Raw genomic sequence first — 17,941 nt, forward strand, 5'->3', positions numbered from 1 at the left:
CCTTCGCTATGCTAATTGTAACTTTTTCTTTCTCATTACAATTTCGTGCACCTCATTACTACGCTTTGGAAAATCACTGCGATAATGACCGCCAATACTCTCTTTTCTTTGCATTGCAGCTTTTATTAGTAACTGACAAACAGTTAACATATTGATAATCGTTATATCCTCATTTGTAAGGGTTTCATATGAGAGCGGCTTGTTATATATTTCATACTGCTCCAGCCATTGCTTCGCATACAATAAGCCTTCTTCTGTACGGGCAATGCCAACATATTTCATCATCATCTCTTGTATTTCTTCTTTTTGCGGTAACTGCATATGTTGTAAATCGCCTTGTATCATTACGTGGCTAGTCACTATTTGTGACCCGATATTTGCTAAAATGTGTTCCCCTACACGTTTTCCAAATACAAGGCCTTCTAATAACGAATTACTCGCAAGGCGGTTCGCACCATGTACGCCATTACATGCGACTTCACCCACTGCATATAAACGGTTGATCGATGTTTCCCCGTTACAATTTGTTTTTACACCGCCCATATGAAAATGAGCACCTGGTACAACTGGAATATACTTATTTTCCAGGTTAACGCCATTCTTTTTACATAAAAAAGAAACGGTTGGAAAACGTTTTTCAAAATTTGAAATAGATGAGATATCTACATACACCGTTTCACCAGCTAACATTTGTTCATGGATGGCACGCGCGACCACATCACGCGGTGCAAGGTCTTGTTGTTCATGAATACGCGTCATGAACCGCTCTCCTTTTGCGTTTCGAAGAATAGCTCCTTCTCCGCGCACTGCTTCTGACACAAGACCGCAACAATCCCCATTTACATATAACATCGTTGGATGAAACTGTACAAATTCTAAATCAACAAGCTCTCCCCCAGCTCTATATACCATCGCTAACCCATCACCCGTAACAGTACGATCATTAGAAGTAAACGCATATACTCCGCCAATACCGCCTGTTGCCAGCACAACACACTGTGCGTAATATTTTTGTATATTTCCTTCACTATCACGTGTAACAACACCGTGACAAGTTTGATTTTCTATCATGAAATCCAAAACCATTTCTTGTTCAACAACCGTCACATATGGAAGTACTTGCTCTGCAAGATGCTCTAGCAAATTTTTCCCGGTCGCATCTCCGCCAGCATGTAAAATACGTCGTTTTCGATGCGCACCTTCTTTTCCAAGGTGTAATCCTCGTTCATCACCGTCAAAGCGCATACCGTTATCTAATAAAGTTTTCATTTCTCTCGGCCCTTGCTCTACTAAATAACGAACAGCTTCCGGATTGTTATAATGACACCCTGCTGTAAGCGTATCTTTATAATGATCATCTGGATGATCGTATGAAGCAACTGCTGCCGCAATCCCGCCTTGCGCCAAATTTGTATTGTTATTCCGTCTCGTTTTCTTTGTGATAATCATCACATTCTTTTCGTGACAAATTGTTTGCGCAACGCGCAGCGCCGCAACCCCGCTTCCGATAATTAAGACATCTGCATTTGGCATTTTCATTGCCCCCTACTTTACACTTTTCAACTGTCTTGACACCTATATTTACATATATTTAAAATAATGACAAGAGCTTTTTATAAAATGACAATAAAAACGAAAAGAAAATCTTATAAAGAAAGGGCTATGCTCTATGATATATATGGATTATGCTGCAACAACACCTATGAGTAAAGAGGCGCTAGAGACGTATACAAAAGCCGCTGAACATTATTTTGGAAATGAACAAAGCTTACATGATATTGGCGGTACCGCCTCCTCTTTATTACAGTCTTGCCGCCAAGCATTTGCTGCTATGATTAGTGGGAAAGAACAAGGTATCTTTTTTACGAGTGGCGGATCAGAGTCCAACTATCTTGCGCTTCAATCATTACTAAATGCTCGAAACGGCAAGCATATCATTACAACACCTATGGAACATGCCTCTATCCGAAATTACTTTCACCTTCTTCAAGAGCAAGGCTATGAAATTACCGAAGTCCCTGTGGATAGCTGTGGCATGATTCAACTTGATGCACTCGAGCGTTCTATTACCGAACACACTGTGCTTGCCAGCATACAACATGGAAACTCTGAAATTGGAACGCTGCAACCAATTGCTGAAATTGGAGCCATTCTCAAAAAACATAACGTCTTATTTCATACAGATTGCGTGCAAACATTTGGGAAAATACCAATCGATGTAACTAAGATGAACATTGATAGTCTCTCTGTTTCTGCTCATAAAATTTACGGCCCGAAAGGGGTGGGAGCATGCTATATAAATCCACAAGTTCGTTGGGGGCAAGTGTTTCCTGGCACCTCTCATGAAAAAGGGTTTCGCCCCGGCACCGTGAATGTTCCTGGCATCGCTTCGTTTATTACAGCAGCGCAGCACATGTTAAAGAATCAACAACTGGAAGTAACTCGTTTACAAGAATTACGAGCATACTTTATTCAGCAATTACAAGCCATTTCACACGAAATACAAGTTGAAGGCCATTCTACTTCTTGTTTACCACATATCATTGGGGTTACAATAAAAGGAATAGAAGGACAGTATACAATGCTAGAGTGCAATCGCCGCGGTATTGCGATTTCAACAGGAAGCGCTTGTCAAATCGGGAAACAGGAGCCTTCTAAAACGATGCTTGCGATTGGAAAAAAACATGACGAAGCGAAGCAATATGTCCGCTTTTCATTCGGACATCAAACAACAACAGAACATATTGATGCAACAATTCATGCACTTATAGCAATTGGAAATCAATTTAATAGAGGGGTTAATAGGAAATGAATCAAAATGAACAAAAAAAGATTTTAGGTGAGGAAAGAAGACAGCTCATTTTACAATGGCTCCTCGCTGCAAGTAAACCGTTATCCGGCAGTGAATTAGCAAAGAAAACAAACGTAAGCCGTCAGGTTATCGTACAAGATATTTCTTTATTAAAAGCACGAAACGAACCCATTATAGCAACGGCACAAGGATATTTATATTTAAAACCGTCAGAAAAACAACATACTACATTCGAACGCACTATCGTTTCTCAGCATGAGCCATCACAAGTACGCCAAGAGCTTACGATACTCGTTGACCATGGAGTTACAATTAAAGATGTAAAAGTTGAACATCCAGTGTACGGAGATTTAACTGCCTTGATTCTGGTAAGTAACCGATTTGAACTTGAACAATATTTAAAAAAGATCGAAGAAACAAAAGCGACTTATTTATCTCAACTTACAGATGGAATTCATTTGCACACAATTGAGGCAGATTCTATTGAAAAATTAAATGCAGCTTGTGAAGCGTTAGACAGAGCTGGATTTCTTGTTTATTAAAAGACGCACAGAGAATTTTACTATCTCTGTGCATTTTTTTGTTTTTATCCATGCTACAATAGAAAAAAATGATGGGAAAGGAGAGAATATATGGGAATCGAACTCATTCACTTTAGCATCGGAAAACCAAAAACAATCCAATATGCAGAGGATAAAGAAATGACAACCGGCATATGTAAACGGCTTGTTGAGGATGCCTTTTTATCAAAAGATGGATTTAAAGGAGACGGTGTTGCGGACTTACGTTTTCACGGAGGGCCCGATCGTGCCGTTTGTGTCTACCCTTATGAACATTATGAGCTGTGGGAAAACGAGTTTCATACATCACTTCCTACATCTGCATTCGGAGAAAATATAACAGTCACAAATATGTTGGAACAAGATGTTTATATTGGGGACATCTATCAGCTTGGAGATGCAATTATTCAAGTAACGCAAGGAAGAATCCCATGTAGTACAATTTCGAAAAGACTCGGCATTCCTGGTATTTTACCTCGCATTGTCGAAACTGGCTATACAGGATATTTATGCCGCGTTTTGCAAGAAGGAACGGTTCGAAAAGATTCACAAATTACATTACTCGAACGTCATCCATACCAAGTTTCTATTCTATTTGCAAATGAAGTCTATTTCCGAGGACAAAAAGATGTAGAGAGCATGGAAAAGATTATCGCGGTTCCCGAACTCGCAGAAGATTGGCGAAAATCATTAACAGCACGACTCGCAAAATTAACATAAAAAATCCCATTGCATATGCAACGGGATTTTTTTTATACCCAATAAGAAGAATAACTCCCAAGTAACGTAACCGAAAAGCCAAGTGCTTCTAACTCCATTCTTACTCCCGGAAGCAGGACATCATCATACTCTTTCTCTACATCAATTAAGAAAAAATAATTGCCAAGCCCTGTTTTCATCGGACGAGATTCAATTTTGGAAAGGTTTAATTTTCTCCACGCAAATGCGGATAACACTTGATATAATGCACCTGCATAATCTGAAGGTAACGTTACCATGAGCGTTGTTTTCTTTCCGCGTTGCTCTCCATTTCTCGGCAATTCCACTTGTTCATTCTTATGCAATACAAGAAAACGCGTATGATTATTTTTATGCGTATGAATATCACGCTGTACAATGGATAATCCATATTTTTCAGCCGCTGCCTCATTTGCAATTGCAGAAATTTTTTCTTCCGGATGTTCCATTACAAACTGCGCGGCAGCACTCGTTGATGTCATATCACGCACCGTCACACCTTTTAATTCTTGATTTAAAAACTTATGACACTGCGCAATCGCATGCGGATGAGAATGTACCGCATATACGTCTTGCCATACTTGTACGTGCTGCGGATGAACGAGCAAATGTTGTCGTACAGGCACTGTAATTTCACCAACAATTGGCAATGTTTGCTCATGCACAAGATAATCAATCGTAATATTTACGGAGCCCTCAATTGCATTTTCAAGCGGTACAACTGCAAAGTCTACAACATCATTTGCTGCTGCATCTATACAATCCGGAATGGTTCTATATGGTACATGTTCAGCCTCAGGAAAGAAGCGACTCACCGCCATATTTGTAAATGTTGCTTCTGGTCCTAAATAGCCAACTCGAATCGTCATCTTGTCCCCTCTTTTTCGTTTTCTTACTGTTATACCATAAACCCTCCTATTCTTCTACCTATTTTTTGAATATTAAAACAAAAAGACTAGCAAGAGCTAGCCTATATGTTTCATATATTCTTTTTGCGCAAAGAAGAAATATAGTATACATGCGATGAGATAAACTACAATGACCTCTAAAACGAGCCCTAATGATTTAGATATAAAAAAGGCAACGTAGTACGTATGCAAGGCAACTGCACTATGTATGCTTCCTAGTAAAACAGGGAAAAAGAATAGAATCCCTAGTTGCCAACGTGAAATCTTATATATTTCTTGCTTTGTCATCCCTATTTTTAAAAGAGCTTGATATTGCATGCGGTCATATTCAATATTATGAAACCATTTAAAATAAACTGTGCTACAAGACGCAAGAAAAAAGAGTACACTAATGAATGAACCGATAAATAATACGAGATTCCCTCCGTCTTTCGTCGTCTTATATATGAGCATATTATTGCGCGTTATCCCTTCCGTGCTTTTTGAAATGTGAGCTTGTAATTCTTCGCCTAACGCTTCTATATTCTCCCAATCTCTTAATTCATATCCGCTATATACATATTTTTCATGATCAGGAACCTGACGAGAAAGCTTCTGAAAATCTTGATTATGCATAATAAGAAACCTTCCACTACGCTGATTAGTATCTGTATTAAATACATTTCCTTCATATGCTCCGTTATATGCAAATTGATATATTTCTTCTAACACTTTAAAATTTATGTACTTCTTATGATGCCGAGGCGGAACATCATAATTACTATAATAAATAAATGTTACGGTTCCTTCTTTTAGATGAATCTGCGGCTTCGACTGCCTTTTTGCTTCTCTATTATACTCGTCTTCGCTGATCACAGTTGCATAAGACTCTTTATCAGAATCTAACTGAAATGTTACCGGGATTCCAACAAACGTTACATAACGAAAATCATTGACACCGTGCTTACGGAACAGATTTTCAACCGTTTCTTTCTCCATTACTTCCTTAGAACCAATTCCTTTTTCAACATATGAGAAAGCATGAGGCTGATTGTAACGAAATTGTTCTTTCATACTTGAAAAAAATAAATAGACAGAGCCTGTAGCTGTTACTACTATCGTTGTTAACATAGATAAAATAAAGAAAAAACGTCGATTATCTTTTACTGTATGTAACAACTGATTGACAACGAATAAATACGGATATTGATACATCACACTCTTTCTACTTTTAATCCCTTGTAATACTTGAATCGTACCATGTGTACATACAAAATACGTACCAATTGTCGTTAAAATGGAAACAGGTATAAAATACAAAGCAATATTCATCATCGTCACTTTTGTTGTTAAACCATAGCCAATTCCTATACAGACGAAACCGAACCACCAAAGCCACTTCTTACTCTTTGCGTCCTTTTTTCCTTCCTCAATTTCCTTTAATAAATGAATAATTTCGATTTTCCATATACGTAGTGCACTAAAAATTGATAAAAAAAGAAACATAGTACTGTATGCGATAATCGTTATAACAACAGCTTTTAGACTAAAAATAAACGACAATTGATTCGGCATATTAAGCAATAAACTAAAAATCATAAAAAATAGCTTTAAAAATAACAGACCAATCCCAATCCCGGCAAAGCTCGCAATGAGCCCAACTGCCATTTGCTCCATTATCATCATACATATGACATTCACTTTCGTAGCTCCCATTAATATAAATAGCCCAAATTCTTTTTTGCGAGATTGTATAAATATCGAACTAGAATAAAGAATGAATATAATGGAGAAAGCAATTACAATCACATCACACACCATAAGGCCCGATTGTACTCCCTTATACACATCACTTATGTGAGGATGCAAAATAATAGATGTATACATAAAAAAAGCAAATACAGAAAAACAACTGCTTAAGAAAAATATTTTATAGTTGTGCCAATTCCCTCTAACATTTTGAAAAGTAAGTTGGTAAAACTTCACCTTTCCACCCCCTTTACAACCCCTTACATACGTAAAAAGCTAGGAACTCCTAGCTTTTTACATGCTTCAAATACCCTCTTTGTGCAATTGCAAAATATAATGCTGATGCTAGTACGTATGCTGTAATAATAACTGCTCCTGACTTCCATAAGTCTAAATACAACATGTTCCCTAACGTATATAATGCAAACCCACTGTGCAGAACACCTATCAAAATCGGAATAAAGAAGATTGCCCCCATTTGTCGCACTGCAATTGTACGAATTTCTTTATCTGTCATCCCGATTCTTTTTAATGAATTAAACTGGATACGGTCCTGTTCTTTATCATTAAACCATTTAAAGTACGTCATACTGCAAGCGAAAAAGAAAAACAGTATTGTTACAAAAAAGCCAATAAACATGGTGATTGAAGCATTTTCTTTTACTTCTTTATATATTAAACTAGCATTCGAAAACGCTCTTTGTTTTTCCGGAGCAATTTGATTTTTCATATCTGTCGCAAGCCCCTCTGTTGCCTTCCAATTATCGATTCCATATCCGTAATATTTCTCTTTCTCTTCATTTGGAACGAAACTCGCGTACTTTGCATAATCTTTCTCATTCAATACTAAAAAGCCAATCTCATTAAATACATTTTCTGTATAAAGTTGATTTAATTTGATGTTTTGCGGTTGATTTTGAACCGCGAATTCAAACGGTTTATTCTGACCTACTTGTATAAAGTCATTTATCATCCCTTCTATAACAAGGGTGCCAGTTCCAGTCGCATTATGGATTTCTTCCTTCTTTTGCGCCTTTGCTTCTTTATTAAACTCTTTTTCAGATATGATCGATAAGTCAAATTCTCGCTCTTGGTCCATCATATTTACTTTCATTTTCCCTGGTACGATCTCAAGCGTAGCTTTTCGCGCATCTTCAAATCCATGCTTCTGCAACAATGCTTGTACATTTTTCTCATCAATGATTTCGTTCGATCCAATGCCTTTTTCGGTATACGCAACCGCATGCGGATGTTGTGAAACCACTTTATTGGTCATATCTTCAAAAAAAACATATAGCGTACCTAACGCTGACGCCACAACTGCTGTAATAATCGAGATGACAAATAGAAAACGAGCATTATCTTTCATTTTGTAAATTAAATTACTTAATACAAACAAGTTTGGCTGCTGATAAAAAAGCGACTTTCTTTTTTGCAGCGCTTTTAGCAAAACAACACTTCCTTGTGTGAATAAAAAATATGTTCCGACAATTGTTAACCCGACAATTGGTAAAAAGTATGTAATAAAATTCATGAACGTTACGCGGAAACAAAGAACGTAAGCGACAATAATACATAGTAAACCGGCTAAGAATAGCCATGTGAAAGAAAACGGCTCCACTCTTTGTTTTCTCGCATCCCGGATTAAATCAACAATTTGTAATCTCCATATCGTCCATAACCCTAGTAGTGATAATACGAAAAAGAGAACGAGATACACACTAGCTGTAATCGTAATCGCTTTTCCATTCCATACAAATGGCAATGATGTTTCAATTCCCACCGCAACACTTACGGCTTTAAAAAAAAGCGGTAAGCAGAGCATACCAAGAGCAATACCAATGACAAGGGAAATGCATCCTAGTATCATTTGCTCTAGTATAATCATTCTTCCTAATTGCCCTTTTGTTGCACCCATTAATGTTAATAATCCTAATTCTTTTTTTCGAGCCCGTAAAAAGATAGAGTTTGAATATAAAATGAATAGGGCTGAAAAAATAACAACAATATAATTCGATGCTTCTAACCCTTTTTCTACACGCATTTTCTGACTAATGTTACCGCCTACCACATCAGGATGATAAATAAACGAAGCATACATAAAGAACACAATAATCGATAAACAGCTACTAATTAAAAACGCTTTATAATTCCGCCAATTACTTTTGACATTATTAAACGCGAGCTGCCGAAAGCTCATGGTGCCCTCCTCCTAACATCGCAAGTACGTCTAATATTTCTTGGAAAAAGGCTTGCTTTGTTTCTCCTTTATGAATCTCTGAAAAGATTTCACCGTCACGAATAAATAAAATACGTTCGCAATAGCTTGCAGCGACAGGATCATGCGTTACCATCGCAATCGTCACTTTCTTCTCTTCATGAAGTTCTTGCAGAGCACCCATTAATGATTTTGCTGATTTAGAGTCCAAATTCCCTGTCGGTTCATCGGCTAAAATTAAAGTTGGCTGATGAATAATAGCCCGTGCTGCTGCCGCACGCTGCTGCTGACCGCCTGATACTTCATACACCTTTTTATGTAAAATTTCTTCGATATTTAAGAATTTTGCAATCTCTAATACTTTCGCATCAATTTCTTTCACAGGACGGTTTGCCATCACAAGCGGCAAAATAATATTTTCCTTAATTGATAACGTATCAAGTAAGTTAAAATCTTGGAAAATGAATCCTAAATGCGTACGACGAAACGCTGCAAGCTTAGCAGCACGCATTTGACTTATTTCTTCACCATTCATATAGACATGACCAGATGTTGGCTTATCAATGGTTGCTAGTAAGTTTAGAAGCGTTGTTTTCCCGCTTCCTGATGGCCCCATAATGCCGACAAATTCACCTTCTTCAATTTTAAAGTTAATATTATTTAGTGCTGTCGTCGTTATCGAACCTTTTGATTGATATACTTTTGTTAAACCTTTTACTTCAAGAACACTCATTTTACATCCCCCTATGTACTTTCTTCTTACTTTTACTATAGAAAAAACGAGGGAAAGTAACGAGTGATTTCCCTTACAAAACGGCTTGTTATCTTACAGTTTTGTCATTTTCCTCATCATTTGATGATATCCTTTATCTTTTGAGAACTGAAACGTAAATGTTGTCCCCTCATTCTCTATCGACTGTACAGCAATTCCATGACTAAGATGATTACAAATTTGCTTTGTAATATATAATCCCATACCTGTCGCTTCTCTTGTTTTCCGTCCATTAACCCCTGTAAAAAATGGTTCAAAAACTCGCTTTATATCTTGTTTTGGAATTCCTATTCCGCTATCACGAATATGTAATGTAATGACACTTTCTGTTTCTTCTATCTGAAATGCAATTTCTTTTTTCTCTTTCTCTGTAATTCTTGTATACTTCAGTGCATTCATCACAATTTGATTAATTGCAATACTGAGCCACTTTTGGTCCGAAGCTACCATATACTGCTCTTTATCAAACATGACTTTCGGATATACAGAATACTGAATAAATGTTTTTTTATGCTGGTTAATACTATCACGAACAATGTCCACCACATTGACTTCTTCTATTTTATAATCTTTCCCAAACTGCTCAAGGCGTGCCATATGAAGTGCTAAATCTAACCCCTGTAAAATACGATTATTTTCTTCACGAATACTTTCAATCGTATCTCTTGCTTCGCGGTGCGTTTGTCCAAGCTTTTGCAGCAATAATTCAATGACAGATACCGGCGTTTTCATTTGATGAATCCACTGGTTCATAAAGATCGTTTGCTGCTCTCCTTTTGCCTGTTGTTCATGCACTTCATTCATATATTGTTGTCTCAAAAGAGAAAAGGCTTCCACAATCGCTTCTTGTTCGTATGAATATGACGAACTAATCGATAAAGAATGATGCAGCTCGTGTCCCTCTGCAATGTAATGTTCTACCTTTTGCAAGAAAGCTTGTCTTTTCCGGTAATCATACATAAGAAAGAAAGCAAAAACGACGATCGATAATAAAAATCCATATAGCCAAGTAGTCCAATTTATAGATTGTTTTTGCAAAGAAGCTTGCAGCTGCAAGACAAGACCAAATAGAACCACACTCATGATGTAAGAAACAAGCAATGCTGCACGGTCCATCACATACTTTTTAAGATTCATGTTCATTCACCCAGCTCGTTAGGAGCGCATATCCATAGCCCCGTTTCGTAACAATTGCATCTACAATGCCAATCTCCTCTAACTTTTTACGAACACGCTTTACATTTACAGTTAAAGTATTATCATCAACAAAAGCAATTTCATCCCATAACGCCTCTAATAATTCTTCTCTCGTCACATATTGATCCGCTTGCTTCATTAAGCATTCCAATAAATAATATTCATTTTTTGTAAGCTCTACTTGCTTTCCTTGCCACTCTACCATATGCTGTGCTGGAAATAAAAGTAACCCACTGACTCCAAAATAATCACTTTCTGTCGATGAAGCATATTCACCGTACACACGACGCAGTGCACTTTTTACCTTTGCCATGACAATATCTAAATGAAATGGTTTCGTAATGTAATCATCTCCGCCATTTTCAATTGCCATCACTTGATCCATTTCTCCCGTACGTGCGGACACGAAAATAATCGGCGCATTGGAAATAGTACGAATTTGACGGCACCAATAAAAGCCGTCAAAGTATGGTAAATTAATATCAAGTAAAACTAAATGAGGGTTCACCTTTGCAAATTCATCTTTTATATGACGAAAATCTTGCACGCGAAATGACTGATAACCGTATTTCTCTAGATGTCCTTCTAAAATATCAGCAATTTTCAGATCATCTTCTACAATTAATATTTTATACATGTAATCTCCACTCCCTTTTTAAAAGCACATGAAGACACCATTGCTATGTGTCTTACATCTACCCATTTTCCATTATAAGGGTAAATTTCCATTTGAGGAGATTTTTTTGCTTTGATAAAAAAAAGACTGCCGTATTTCGGCAGTCTTAATCGATAAATTCAAATTCATATTCAAGAATTTTTACAATATCGCCATCTTTTGCACCGCGCGCGCGAAGTGCTTCATCAATGCCCATACCGCGCATTTGACGAGCGAATCTGCGCACAGATTCATCACGAGTAAAGTCTGTCATCTTGAATGTTTTCTCAATGTCATAACCAGAAACGACAAATGTACCGTCGCTTTCACGTGTAATCTCAAATTTAGAACCTTCAGCCTCAAATTTGTACATTACACTTGCATCGGATTCACTGATCACTTCATGCACTGGGAATTCTGGTGTTGTTTCTATTAGATTTGCTACTTCAAATAGTAAATCTCGAACACCTTGACGCGTTACCGCAGAAATAGGGAAGATTTTAACTTCATCGCCCACTTTTTCTTTGAACGCTTGTAAATTTTCTTCTGCATCTGGCATATCCATTTTGTTTGCAACAACAACTTGTGGACGCTCTGTTAGACGCAGATTATATTCTTTTAACTCGTTATTAATCGTTACGTAATCCTCATATGGATCGCGTCCCTCTAAACCAGACATATCAATCACATGAATGATAACGCGTGTACGCTCAATATGACGTAAAAATTGATGTCCAAGTCCAACACCTGCATGTGCACCTTCAATCAATCCTGGAAGGTCCGCCATAACGAAGCTGCGTCCATCACCTGTTTCAACTACTCCAAGGTTTGGAACAATTGTTGTAAAGTGATATTCGGCAATTTTCGGACGTGCCGATGATACAACAGACAATAATGTTGATTTACCAACACTTGGGAAACCAACAAGTCCAACATCAGCTAACACTTTCAATTCTAGTACTACCTCTCGCTCTTGACCTGGCTCCCCGTTCTCAGCGATTTCTGGAGCTGGGTTCGTTGGCGTCGCAAAACGTGAGTTACCACGTCCACCGCGTCCACCGCGTGCGATAACTGCTGATTGCTCATGCGTTACTAAATCCGCAAGAATTTGACCAGTAGCTTCATCTTTTACAACTGTTCCCGGCGGAACCTTTACAATTAAATCATCCGCTTTACGGCCATGTTGGTTTTTACTCATTCCATGTTGACCGCGATCTGCTTTAAAATGACGCTGATAGCGGAAATCCATTAATGTACGTAATCCTTCGTCTACAACGAAAACAACATCGGCACCTTTACCACCATCACCGCCTGCTGGGCCACCTTTTGGAACATATTTCTCACGACGATATGCAACCATTCCGTTTCCACCGTCGCCGCCTTTTACATATATCTTGACCTGATCTACAAACATTATCTCACCACACTTTTTTCTAGTAGTTGTAATATAACCGAGATTTCTTCCTCTCGCACTGTATAAGAAATGGAAAACCATTTATTATGCTGATTCGCAAGCCATTCTTGTATTTCTTGTACATCTGTTAGCTTGCCACGAAAATCAAAAAAGAAACGAGCATCCTCATCTTCACATTCAACTGTGATACAAACATAATTTTCAACATAAACGTCTAAACTATGCTCAAGCATTTGGAAAAATTGAGCCGTCCATATAGAAACGCTCTCATCTAGATGTGATAAATTATGTATCTTTCCTAATACTTCGTACTCCAACAAGCACGGGTGCCGTTTCCAATTATATGTTAAAATCCATTCTGAAAATTTGGGCATAGAAAGCCCTATCAGATTCGATTCTTGTCTCGCTTCTTGGACAAAACGATTGATGAGCTCATGAATTTCTTCCACTCTTCCAAGCGAAAGATTTCCTTTAATCATCTGCATACGATTGAGCCAATCATGCCTCGAGTGACGCAGCGCATCTATAATTGTCCATTTTTCCTTCATCCATATACCCCTTTAATATAGAAAAACTCTAACCTGCACCCAGGTTAGAGCTTTCCGTGAGTTTCTTATGCTTCTTGAGCAACAGGATATACGCTCACTTGTTTGCGGTCACGGCCAAGACGCTCGAAGCGTACTACGCCGTCAACTTTCGCGTATAATGTGTCATCGCCACCACGACCAACGTTAACACCTGGATAAATTTTTGTACCGCGTTGACGGTAAAGAATTGAACCACCTGAAACCATTTGACCATCTGCGCGTTTAGCACCAAGACGTTTTGACTGAGAGTCACGACCGTTCTTTGTACTACCCACACCTTTCTTAGATGCGAAAAACTGAAGATCTAATCTTAACATACGTTACACCTCCTGCACTTTTTCTATTAATCGGATATATTTTCCGTAATCAAGTTCGATCGTTTTTAGCGAAACAACCATGCCCTCTAATAGAAAACATGCTTTTTCTCTTATAGAATCATCTAGATCACTAGGCAATTCATACATCAAGAATCCGCCATCTTTTCCAAGTTCAATAGTTGCTTGCACATTACAAAGTGATTCCACAGCATTTATCACACCAAACACAACCGCCGTTGTTCCAGCACAGACAAGATCTTGTCCATGCGGCGCAAAATTAGCGTGTCCGGTCATTTTAAATGATTGGATACTTCCTAATTCCGTGCGATTAATCGTAATTTTAATCATGACAACCCGAATTAAGCGTTGATTGCTTCAATCACTAATTTCGTGTATGGTTGACGATGACCTTGTTTTTTACGATTGTTCTTTTTCGCTTTGTATTTGAAAACGATGATTTTCTTAGCGCGACCTTGTTTTTCAACTTTCGCAGTAACTGTTGCACCTTCTACAACTGGGCTACCAACTTTAACAGCTTCGCCACCAACGAAAAGAACTTTGTCAAAAGTAACAGTTTCACCAGCTTCTACGTCTAATTTCTCTACGTAGATTGCTTGACCAGCTTCAACTTTAATTTGTTTTCCACCTGTTTCGATAATTGCGTACATAATTGCACCTCCTCATAATTACTAAGACTCGCCAAAACGAGGTAGACATACAATGTCATTTTGTAACCTGTCCTGTGCGGTTGTAGCATATAGCCGTTTAGGTGCTATAAACTATAACATAGAGATGTTATCACGAAACACAGCCTATTGTCAATGAATGTTCTACTAACTATTTTTTCCGTGCACATATCTCTTCCTTTGTTCCAAAACGCTGAATCGTGTAACGCACGGCTGCATCATCAATAAAATAAATTTGAAACGATATATTACGGTGCAATTCTTTCTGAAAAAAGATTTGCTGCACATTAGGATGAGCAGCGATAAGAACGGCTTCGTCATCTGTTCCATTATAAGCGATCAGTTCTCTCTCTAGCTCGTATGCTACTGTTTCATGTGATAAAACATAACCGCTACTTTGACAAATCGTACAATCTGCTAATAGCACATCACGAAGCGATTGTTTTTTTCGTTTTCGTGTCATTTCTAAAATACCAAGCTCTGTAAATCCTAATACTCTCGTATAAGTATGGTCTTTTTCTAAGTGAGACTTTACGATTTCTCTTATTTTTTCTTTTTCTTCGCGGCGCTTCATATTAATAAAATCTATTAAAATCATCCCGCCAATATCGCGAAGTCGCAGTTGCCGTGCAATTTCTTTCGCTGCCATTTCATTTGTACGCAGTACTGTATCTTGTAAATTCTGTTTCCCGGTGAATTTACCCGTATTCACATCGATTACAGTCATCGTTTCCATTTGTTCAATGAGTAAATAGGCTCCATTTGGAAGCCACACAACCTTTTGCAGTGCTTTTTCAATTTCACGATCAATTCCATAGCGGGAAAATAAGGGTGTCTTCTCATTAAAAAAGGTAACTTTCTCCGCACCTATTTTCTCTTCGAATTCTTGTATCATACTGCGCTGATCTACAATCACTTCTGAAACAGTCTCTACTGGTATCTCTTGAAGGATACGATCTAAAAAACTAGAAGGAGAATGAACAAGAAGCGGTGCTTTTCCTTTTTGTTCTTGCTTTTTCACAAGTTCAAATTGAGATTGAAGATGGCGCATCTCCGCTTGTACTTCTTCTATTTGCACTTTCTCACATGCAGAACGGAAAATAAATCCTCCTTTTTCTTCAAGCGCAAGAAGTTGTTCTCGTTTCTTCGCATCTTTTATTTTCCGGGAAACGGCAAAAACTGTGTCATAGGGCATATACACGACATATTTCCCGGTAAATTCTATATTCGCTGTTATCTTTGGCCCTTTCGTATCAATTGCTTCTTTCACAACCTGCACGAGAAGCGCTTGTCCTTCATGTAACCGTGTAGATGATGGCACGTTTTCATACGACAAATAAGCCTGCTTCTCCAAACCAATATTAACAAAGGCAGCATTCATACCGGCTATCGTTCGCATAACACGCCCAATATATATATTTCCAACAATTTGTTCTTGTTCATTTCGTTGCCATAAAAGTTCTACAATCTCTTTCTCTTCTTCAACAGCAACTCGTTTTTCCGAACCGATGTAGTTTATGTATAGCTTCTTCAAAGTATATTCCTCTCTTTATCCTTTTTTTATACCATAATAAAAGGTTAGTGTTATCGTCAACACTAACCAATTAACTCTTCTACAGATGATGTTGTTCTTTTTTCTGTAAAATATGCGTAAAGCAATTCATTTTCATCTAGTGTATATTGATTTTTATGATCTCCTTGTATGATAATTGAGTGTTTATATCCTCTCCGAAACTGTGTGAAAATATGATATAGGCTCGTTTCTTTTTCAACTGTAATAGCTGTAACTTTTGCAATTTCTCGTTTTTTCCCGTAGTAGCGCTCTAATAAGAATCTCATAAATGCATAGCGGCGTTGTTTCCATTCTTGAAATAAAGAGAATACTAAAAAAAGAAGTAATGTCCACATCATTACATTCTTGCTATTCCAGAAAAGTTGCAGTCCTAATACAGCACTAAAACAAGCAATTGATATTTTCATCATGATGTTATGTGCCTGTAAAAATGGAAAGCGATATGACAATATATTCAGCGCGATCTTCCCTCCATCAAGAGGCCAAATCGGCAATAAATTGAAGCACAAAATAATCATGTTATTCCACATAAAAAAATGATAGAAGTCTTCTCCCATCCAACCTACTTTATACAACAAATAAGCAGCGGCTAACATCCATACATGTTGAATAGGCCCCGCTATAATGACAATCAATTCTTCTTTTAACGGCTTATTTCCATGCTCATCAAACTCAGCCACCCCGCCAAATGGCAATAACTGAATTTGTTTAATACGCCATTTAAAATGGGCCGCCGCTATCGCATGACCTAACTCATGAATAAAGACAATGAAAAATAAAATTAACAATTCTTTAAAACGAGCTGTAAAAATCGCAATCGCCATAATTCCCCAAAACAATGGATGAATGGTAATTTTTGATAAAACCTCACTGTATTTACTCAAATGAAATCACCTGAATTGGATCAATAAATTTTTCATTCTTTTTAAAAGCAAAATAAAATTTTCCATTTTTCCCAGCCGTTTCATTCGCAACTGTTCCGATTTTTTGTTTTTTCGCTACATAATCATATAACTTAACTGATGTTTCTCCTAAATTTCCATACCATGATTCCGTACCATCTGCGTGTTGAACTTGAACGATATTTCCAAATTCTTCTTTTTGACCAACAAAAACAACAATTCCCTCATTTACTGATTCCACAATTGCATTTGCTGCTGTTTGTACAAATACACCTTGTCCGTTTGCGTGAAAGCTTTGCATCACCTTCCCTGAGGCAGGAACAGCATAATCCTTTTCTTTCTGAACCGTTTTCTTTTCACTAGAAGGCAAAAAAGACAGAGGCTTTCCAAATTGCGATTCATACCACTTAGAAACAGATGCAAACTGAAATTCTTTTTCCATCGCTTGTTTAACAGTTTTACGCGTTCCTTCAAGGGAACTCGTTGTATTTTTAAATAAGATCGCTACGGCAAGAACAAGAATTGCAGATAGTAGTAACTTAAAGAGAAATATCTCTTTTCGAAAAAGCGGGTGTGTTTCTTCTCCTTCTTCAATAAGAAGCGGAGTATACTCTTGCTCTTCATATGAAAATAACTCATCTTCTTCTCTTCTTTCCTGCTGTGCTTTCCTCTTAGCAATACGTTTTTTTATTTCTTCTACTCGTTTATTTCTCATCCTGTCCCCTTCCTCTTTCAATCAATTTGTACATATGTATGAGTTGTCCGGGGAAGATATTCATGGGAATGAAGTGAAACTTCCGTCAGTGGGGTTTTTCTTCATCCTCCACTGATGATTAGTTGAACCAATCGGGCGCATGCCAGCAGTTATCCCCAC

The 17,941-nt window shown here is 37.7% G+C and carries 18 protein-coding genes and 1 other annotated feature; of the genes, 3 read left to right on the plus strand and 15 right to left on the minus strand.

Annotated elements, in window-relative coordinates; genetic code table 11:
* Nucleotides 1-6: 6 nt before the first annotated feature.
* Nucleotides 7-1,533, minus strand: a complete 1,527-nt coding sequence (nadB, locus tag NKR74_RS18725; protein ID WP_253630492.1) for an L-aspartate oxidase — start codon at nucleotides 1,531-1,533, stop codon at nucleotides 7-9.
* A gap of 136 nt (nucleotides 1,534-1,669) precedes the next feature.
* Between nadB and NKR74_RS18730 the strand changes: the two genes are divergently transcribed.
* From NKR74_RS18730 to NKR74_RS18740, 3 genes are all read left to right on the plus strand, one after another.
* Nucleotides 1,670-2,812, plus strand: coding sequence for an IscS subfamily cysteine desulfurase (locus NKR74_RS18730; protein WP_098305042.1), 1,143 nt, complete (start codon nucleotides 1,670-1,672; stop codon nucleotides 2,810-2,812).
* Entirely contained in the window at nucleotides 2,809-3,354 is a 546-nt protein-coding gene (locus NKR74_RS18735) for a transcription repressor NadR (protein WP_098305044.1), read from the plus strand. The genes NKR74_RS18730 and NKR74_RS18735 overlap by 4 nt, the downstream gene beginning before the upstream one ends.
* A 90-nt stretch (nucleotides 3,355-3,444) precedes the next feature.
* Entirely contained in the window at nucleotides 3,445-4,092 is a 648-nt protein-coding gene (locus tag NKR74_RS18740; protein WP_098305046.1) for an MOSC domain-containing protein, read from the plus strand.
* A 32-nt stretch (nucleotides 4,093-4,124) separates the two neighbouring features.
* Here NKR74_RS18740 and pheA read toward each other — a convergent pair whose 3' ends face one another.
* The 14 genes from pheA to NKR74_RS18810 all read right to left on the minus strand — a co-directional run bounded on the left by pheA (nucleotide 4,125) and on the right by NKR74_RS18810 (nucleotide 17,782).
* Nucleotides 4,125-4,979: a prephenate dehydratase gene (pheA, locus tag NKR74_RS18745; RefSeq protein WP_253630493.1), complete on the minus strand. Its 855-nt coding sequence runs from the start codon at nucleotides 4,977-4,979 to the stop codon at nucleotides 4,125-4,127.
* Between the two features lie 96 nt (nucleotides 4,980-5,075).
* Complete coding sequence (locus NKR74_RS18750) at nucleotides 5,076-6,983, minus strand: ABC transporter permease (protein ID WP_253630494.1); 1,908 nt, start codon at nucleotides 6,981-6,983, stop codon at nucleotides 5,076-5,078.
* A 49-nt stretch (nucleotides 6,984-7,032) separates the two neighbouring features.
* Nucleotides 7,033-8,946: an ABC transporter permease gene (locus tag NKR74_RS18755; RefSeq protein WP_253630495.1), complete on the minus strand. Its 1,914-nt coding sequence runs from the start codon at nucleotides 8,944-8,946 to the stop codon at nucleotides 7,033-7,035.
* Nucleotides 8,921-9,697 (minus strand): ABC transporter ATP-binding protein, encoded by a 777-nt coding sequence (locus NKR74_RS18760; RefSeq protein WP_253630496.1) that lies wholly within the window; start codon nucleotides 9,695-9,697, stop codon nucleotides 8,921-8,923. Before NKR74_RS18760 ends, NKR74_RS18755 begins: the two co-directional genes overlap by 26 nt.
* A 93-nt stretch (nucleotides 9,698-9,790) precedes the next feature.
* Entirely contained in the window at nucleotides 9,791-10,873 is a 1,083-nt protein-coding gene (locus NKR74_RS18765; protein WP_253630497.1) for a sensor histidine kinase, read from the minus strand.
* Nucleotides 10,863-11,570 carry a response regulator transcription factor gene (locus NKR74_RS18770; protein ID WP_253630498.1) on the minus strand — a complete coding sequence of 236 codons (708 nt, stop codon included), beginning with the start codon at nucleotides 11,568-11,570 and terminating at the stop codon, nucleotides 10,863-10,865. The genes NKR74_RS18765 and NKR74_RS18770 overlap by 11 nt, the downstream gene beginning before the upstream one ends.
* 145 nt (nucleotides 11,571-11,715) lie before the next feature.
* Nucleotides 11,716-13,002, minus strand: a complete 1,287-nt coding sequence (gene obgE / locus NKR74_RS18775) for a GTPase ObgE (protein ID WP_253630499.1) — start codon at nucleotides 13,000-13,002, stop codon at nucleotides 11,716-11,718.
* Nucleotides 13,002-13,550 (minus strand): sporulation initiation phosphotransferase B, encoded by a 549-nt coding sequence (locus tag NKR74_RS18780; protein WP_098305061.1) that lies wholly within the window; start codon nucleotides 13,548-13,550, stop codon nucleotides 13,002-13,004. The genes obgE and NKR74_RS18780 overlap by 1 nt, the downstream gene beginning before the upstream one ends.
* 65 nt (nucleotides 13,551-13,615) lie before the next feature.
* Nucleotides 13,616-13,906 carry a 50S ribosomal protein L27 gene (rpmA, locus tag NKR74_RS18785; RefSeq protein ID WP_017150650.1) on the minus strand — a complete coding sequence of 97 codons (291 nt, stop codon included), beginning with the start codon at nucleotides 13,904-13,906 and terminating at the stop codon, nucleotides 13,616-13,618.
* A gap of 3 nt (nucleotides 13,907-13,909) precedes the next feature.
* Nucleotides 13,910-14,254: a ribosomal-processing cysteine protease Prp gene (locus NKR74_RS18790; RefSeq protein WP_098305063.1), complete on the minus strand. Its 345-nt coding sequence runs from the start codon at nucleotides 14,252-14,254 to the stop codon at nucleotides 13,910-13,912.
* Between the two features lie 11 nt (nucleotides 14,255-14,265).
* Nucleotides 14,266-14,574 (minus strand): 50S ribosomal protein L21, encoded by a 309-nt coding sequence (rplU, locus tag NKR74_RS18795; RefSeq protein ID WP_098305065.1) that lies wholly within the window; start codon nucleotides 14,572-14,574, stop codon nucleotides 14,266-14,268.
* A 14-nt stretch (nucleotides 14,575-14,588) separates the two neighbouring features.
* Nucleotides 14,589-14,666, minus strand: a sequence feature (ribosomal protein L21 leader region).
* Nucleotides 14,667-14,743: 77 nt separating this feature from the next.
* The gene (locus NKR74_RS18800) at nucleotides 14,744-16,126 is read right to left on the minus strand and encodes an Rne/Rng family ribonuclease (protein WP_098305067.1); all 1,383 of its coding nucleotides are present in this window, start codon (nucleotides 16,124-16,126) and stop codon (nucleotides 14,744-14,746) included.
* Nucleotides 16,127-16,188: 62 nt separating this feature from the next.
* Nucleotides 16,189-17,049: a M50 family metallopeptidase gene (locus tag NKR74_RS18805; protein ID WP_253630500.1), complete on the minus strand. Its 861-nt coding sequence runs from the start codon at nucleotides 17,047-17,049 to the stop codon at nucleotides 16,189-16,191.
* Complete coding sequence (locus NKR74_RS18810) at nucleotides 17,042-17,782, minus strand: M23 family metallopeptidase (RefSeq protein ID WP_253630501.1); 741 nt, start codon at nucleotides 17,780-17,782, stop codon at nucleotides 17,042-17,044. The genes NKR74_RS18805 and NKR74_RS18810 overlap by 8 nt, the downstream gene beginning before the upstream one ends.
* Nucleotides 17,783-17,941 lie beyond the last annotated feature (159 nt).

The organism is Bacillus sp. 3103sda1 (assembly GCF_024159135.1).
GTDB lineage: Bacteria > Bacillota > Bacilli > Bacillales > Bacillaceae_G > Bacillus_A > Bacillus_A rhizoplanae.

Bases quoted from the DNA above. Each gene is read 5' to 3' on its own strand.
- nadB (WP_253630492.1), bottom strand. From the start codon at position 1,533: ATGCCAAATGCAGATGTCTTAATTATCGGAAGCGGGGTTGCGGCGCTG.
- NKR74_RS18730 (WP_098305042.1), top strand. From the start codon at position 1,670: ATGATATATATGGATTATGCTGCAACAACACCTATGAGTAAAGAGGCG.
- NKR74_RS18735 (WP_098305044.1), top strand. From the start codon at position 2,809: ATGAATCAAAATGAACAAAAAAAGATTTTAGGTGAGGAAAGAAGACAG.
- NKR74_RS18740 (WP_098305046.1), top strand. From the start codon at position 3,445: ATGGGAATCGAACTCATTCACTTTAGCATCGGAAAACCAAAAACAATC.
- pheA (WP_253630493.1), bottom strand. From the start codon at position 4,979: ATGACGATTCGAGTTGGCTATTTAGGACCAGAAGCAACATTTACAAAT.
- NKR74_RS18755 (WP_253630495.1), bottom strand. From the start codon at position 8,946: ATGAGCTTTCGGCAGCTCGCGTTTAATAATGTCAAAAGTAATTGGCGG.
- NKR74_RS18760 (WP_253630496.1), bottom strand. From the start codon at position 9,697: ATGAGTGTTCTTGAAGTAAAAGGTTTAACAAAAGTATATCAATCAAAA.
- NKR74_RS18765 (WP_253630497.1), bottom strand. From the start codon at position 10,873: ATGAATCTTAAAAAGTATGTGATGGACCGTGCAGCATTGCTTGTTTCT.
- NKR74_RS18770 (WP_253630498.1), bottom strand. From the start codon at position 11,570: ATGTATAAAATATTAATTGTAGAAGATGATCTGAAAATTGCTGATATT.
- obgE (WP_253630499.1), bottom strand. From the start codon at position 13,002: ATGTTTGTAGATCAGGTCAAGATATATGTAAAAGGCGGCGACGGTGGA.
- NKR74_RS18780 (WP_098305061.1), bottom strand. From the start codon at position 13,550: ATGAAGGAAAAATGGACAATTATAGATGCGCTGCGTCACTCGAGGCAT.
- rpmA (WP_017150650.1), bottom strand. From the start codon at position 13,906: ATGTTAAGATTAGATCTTCAGTTTTTCGCATCTAAGAAAGGTGTGGGT.
- NKR74_RS18790 (WP_098305063.1), bottom strand. From the start codon at position 14,254: ATGATTAAAATTACGATTAATCGCACGGAATTAGGAAGTATCCAATCA.
- rplU (WP_098305065.1), bottom strand. From the start codon at position 14,574: ATGTACGCAATTATCGAAACAGGTGGAAAACAAATTAAAGTTGAAGCT.
- NKR74_RS18810 (WP_253630501.1), bottom strand. From the start codon at position 17,782: ATGAGAAATAAACGAGTAGAAGAAATAAAAAAACGTATTGCTAAGAGG.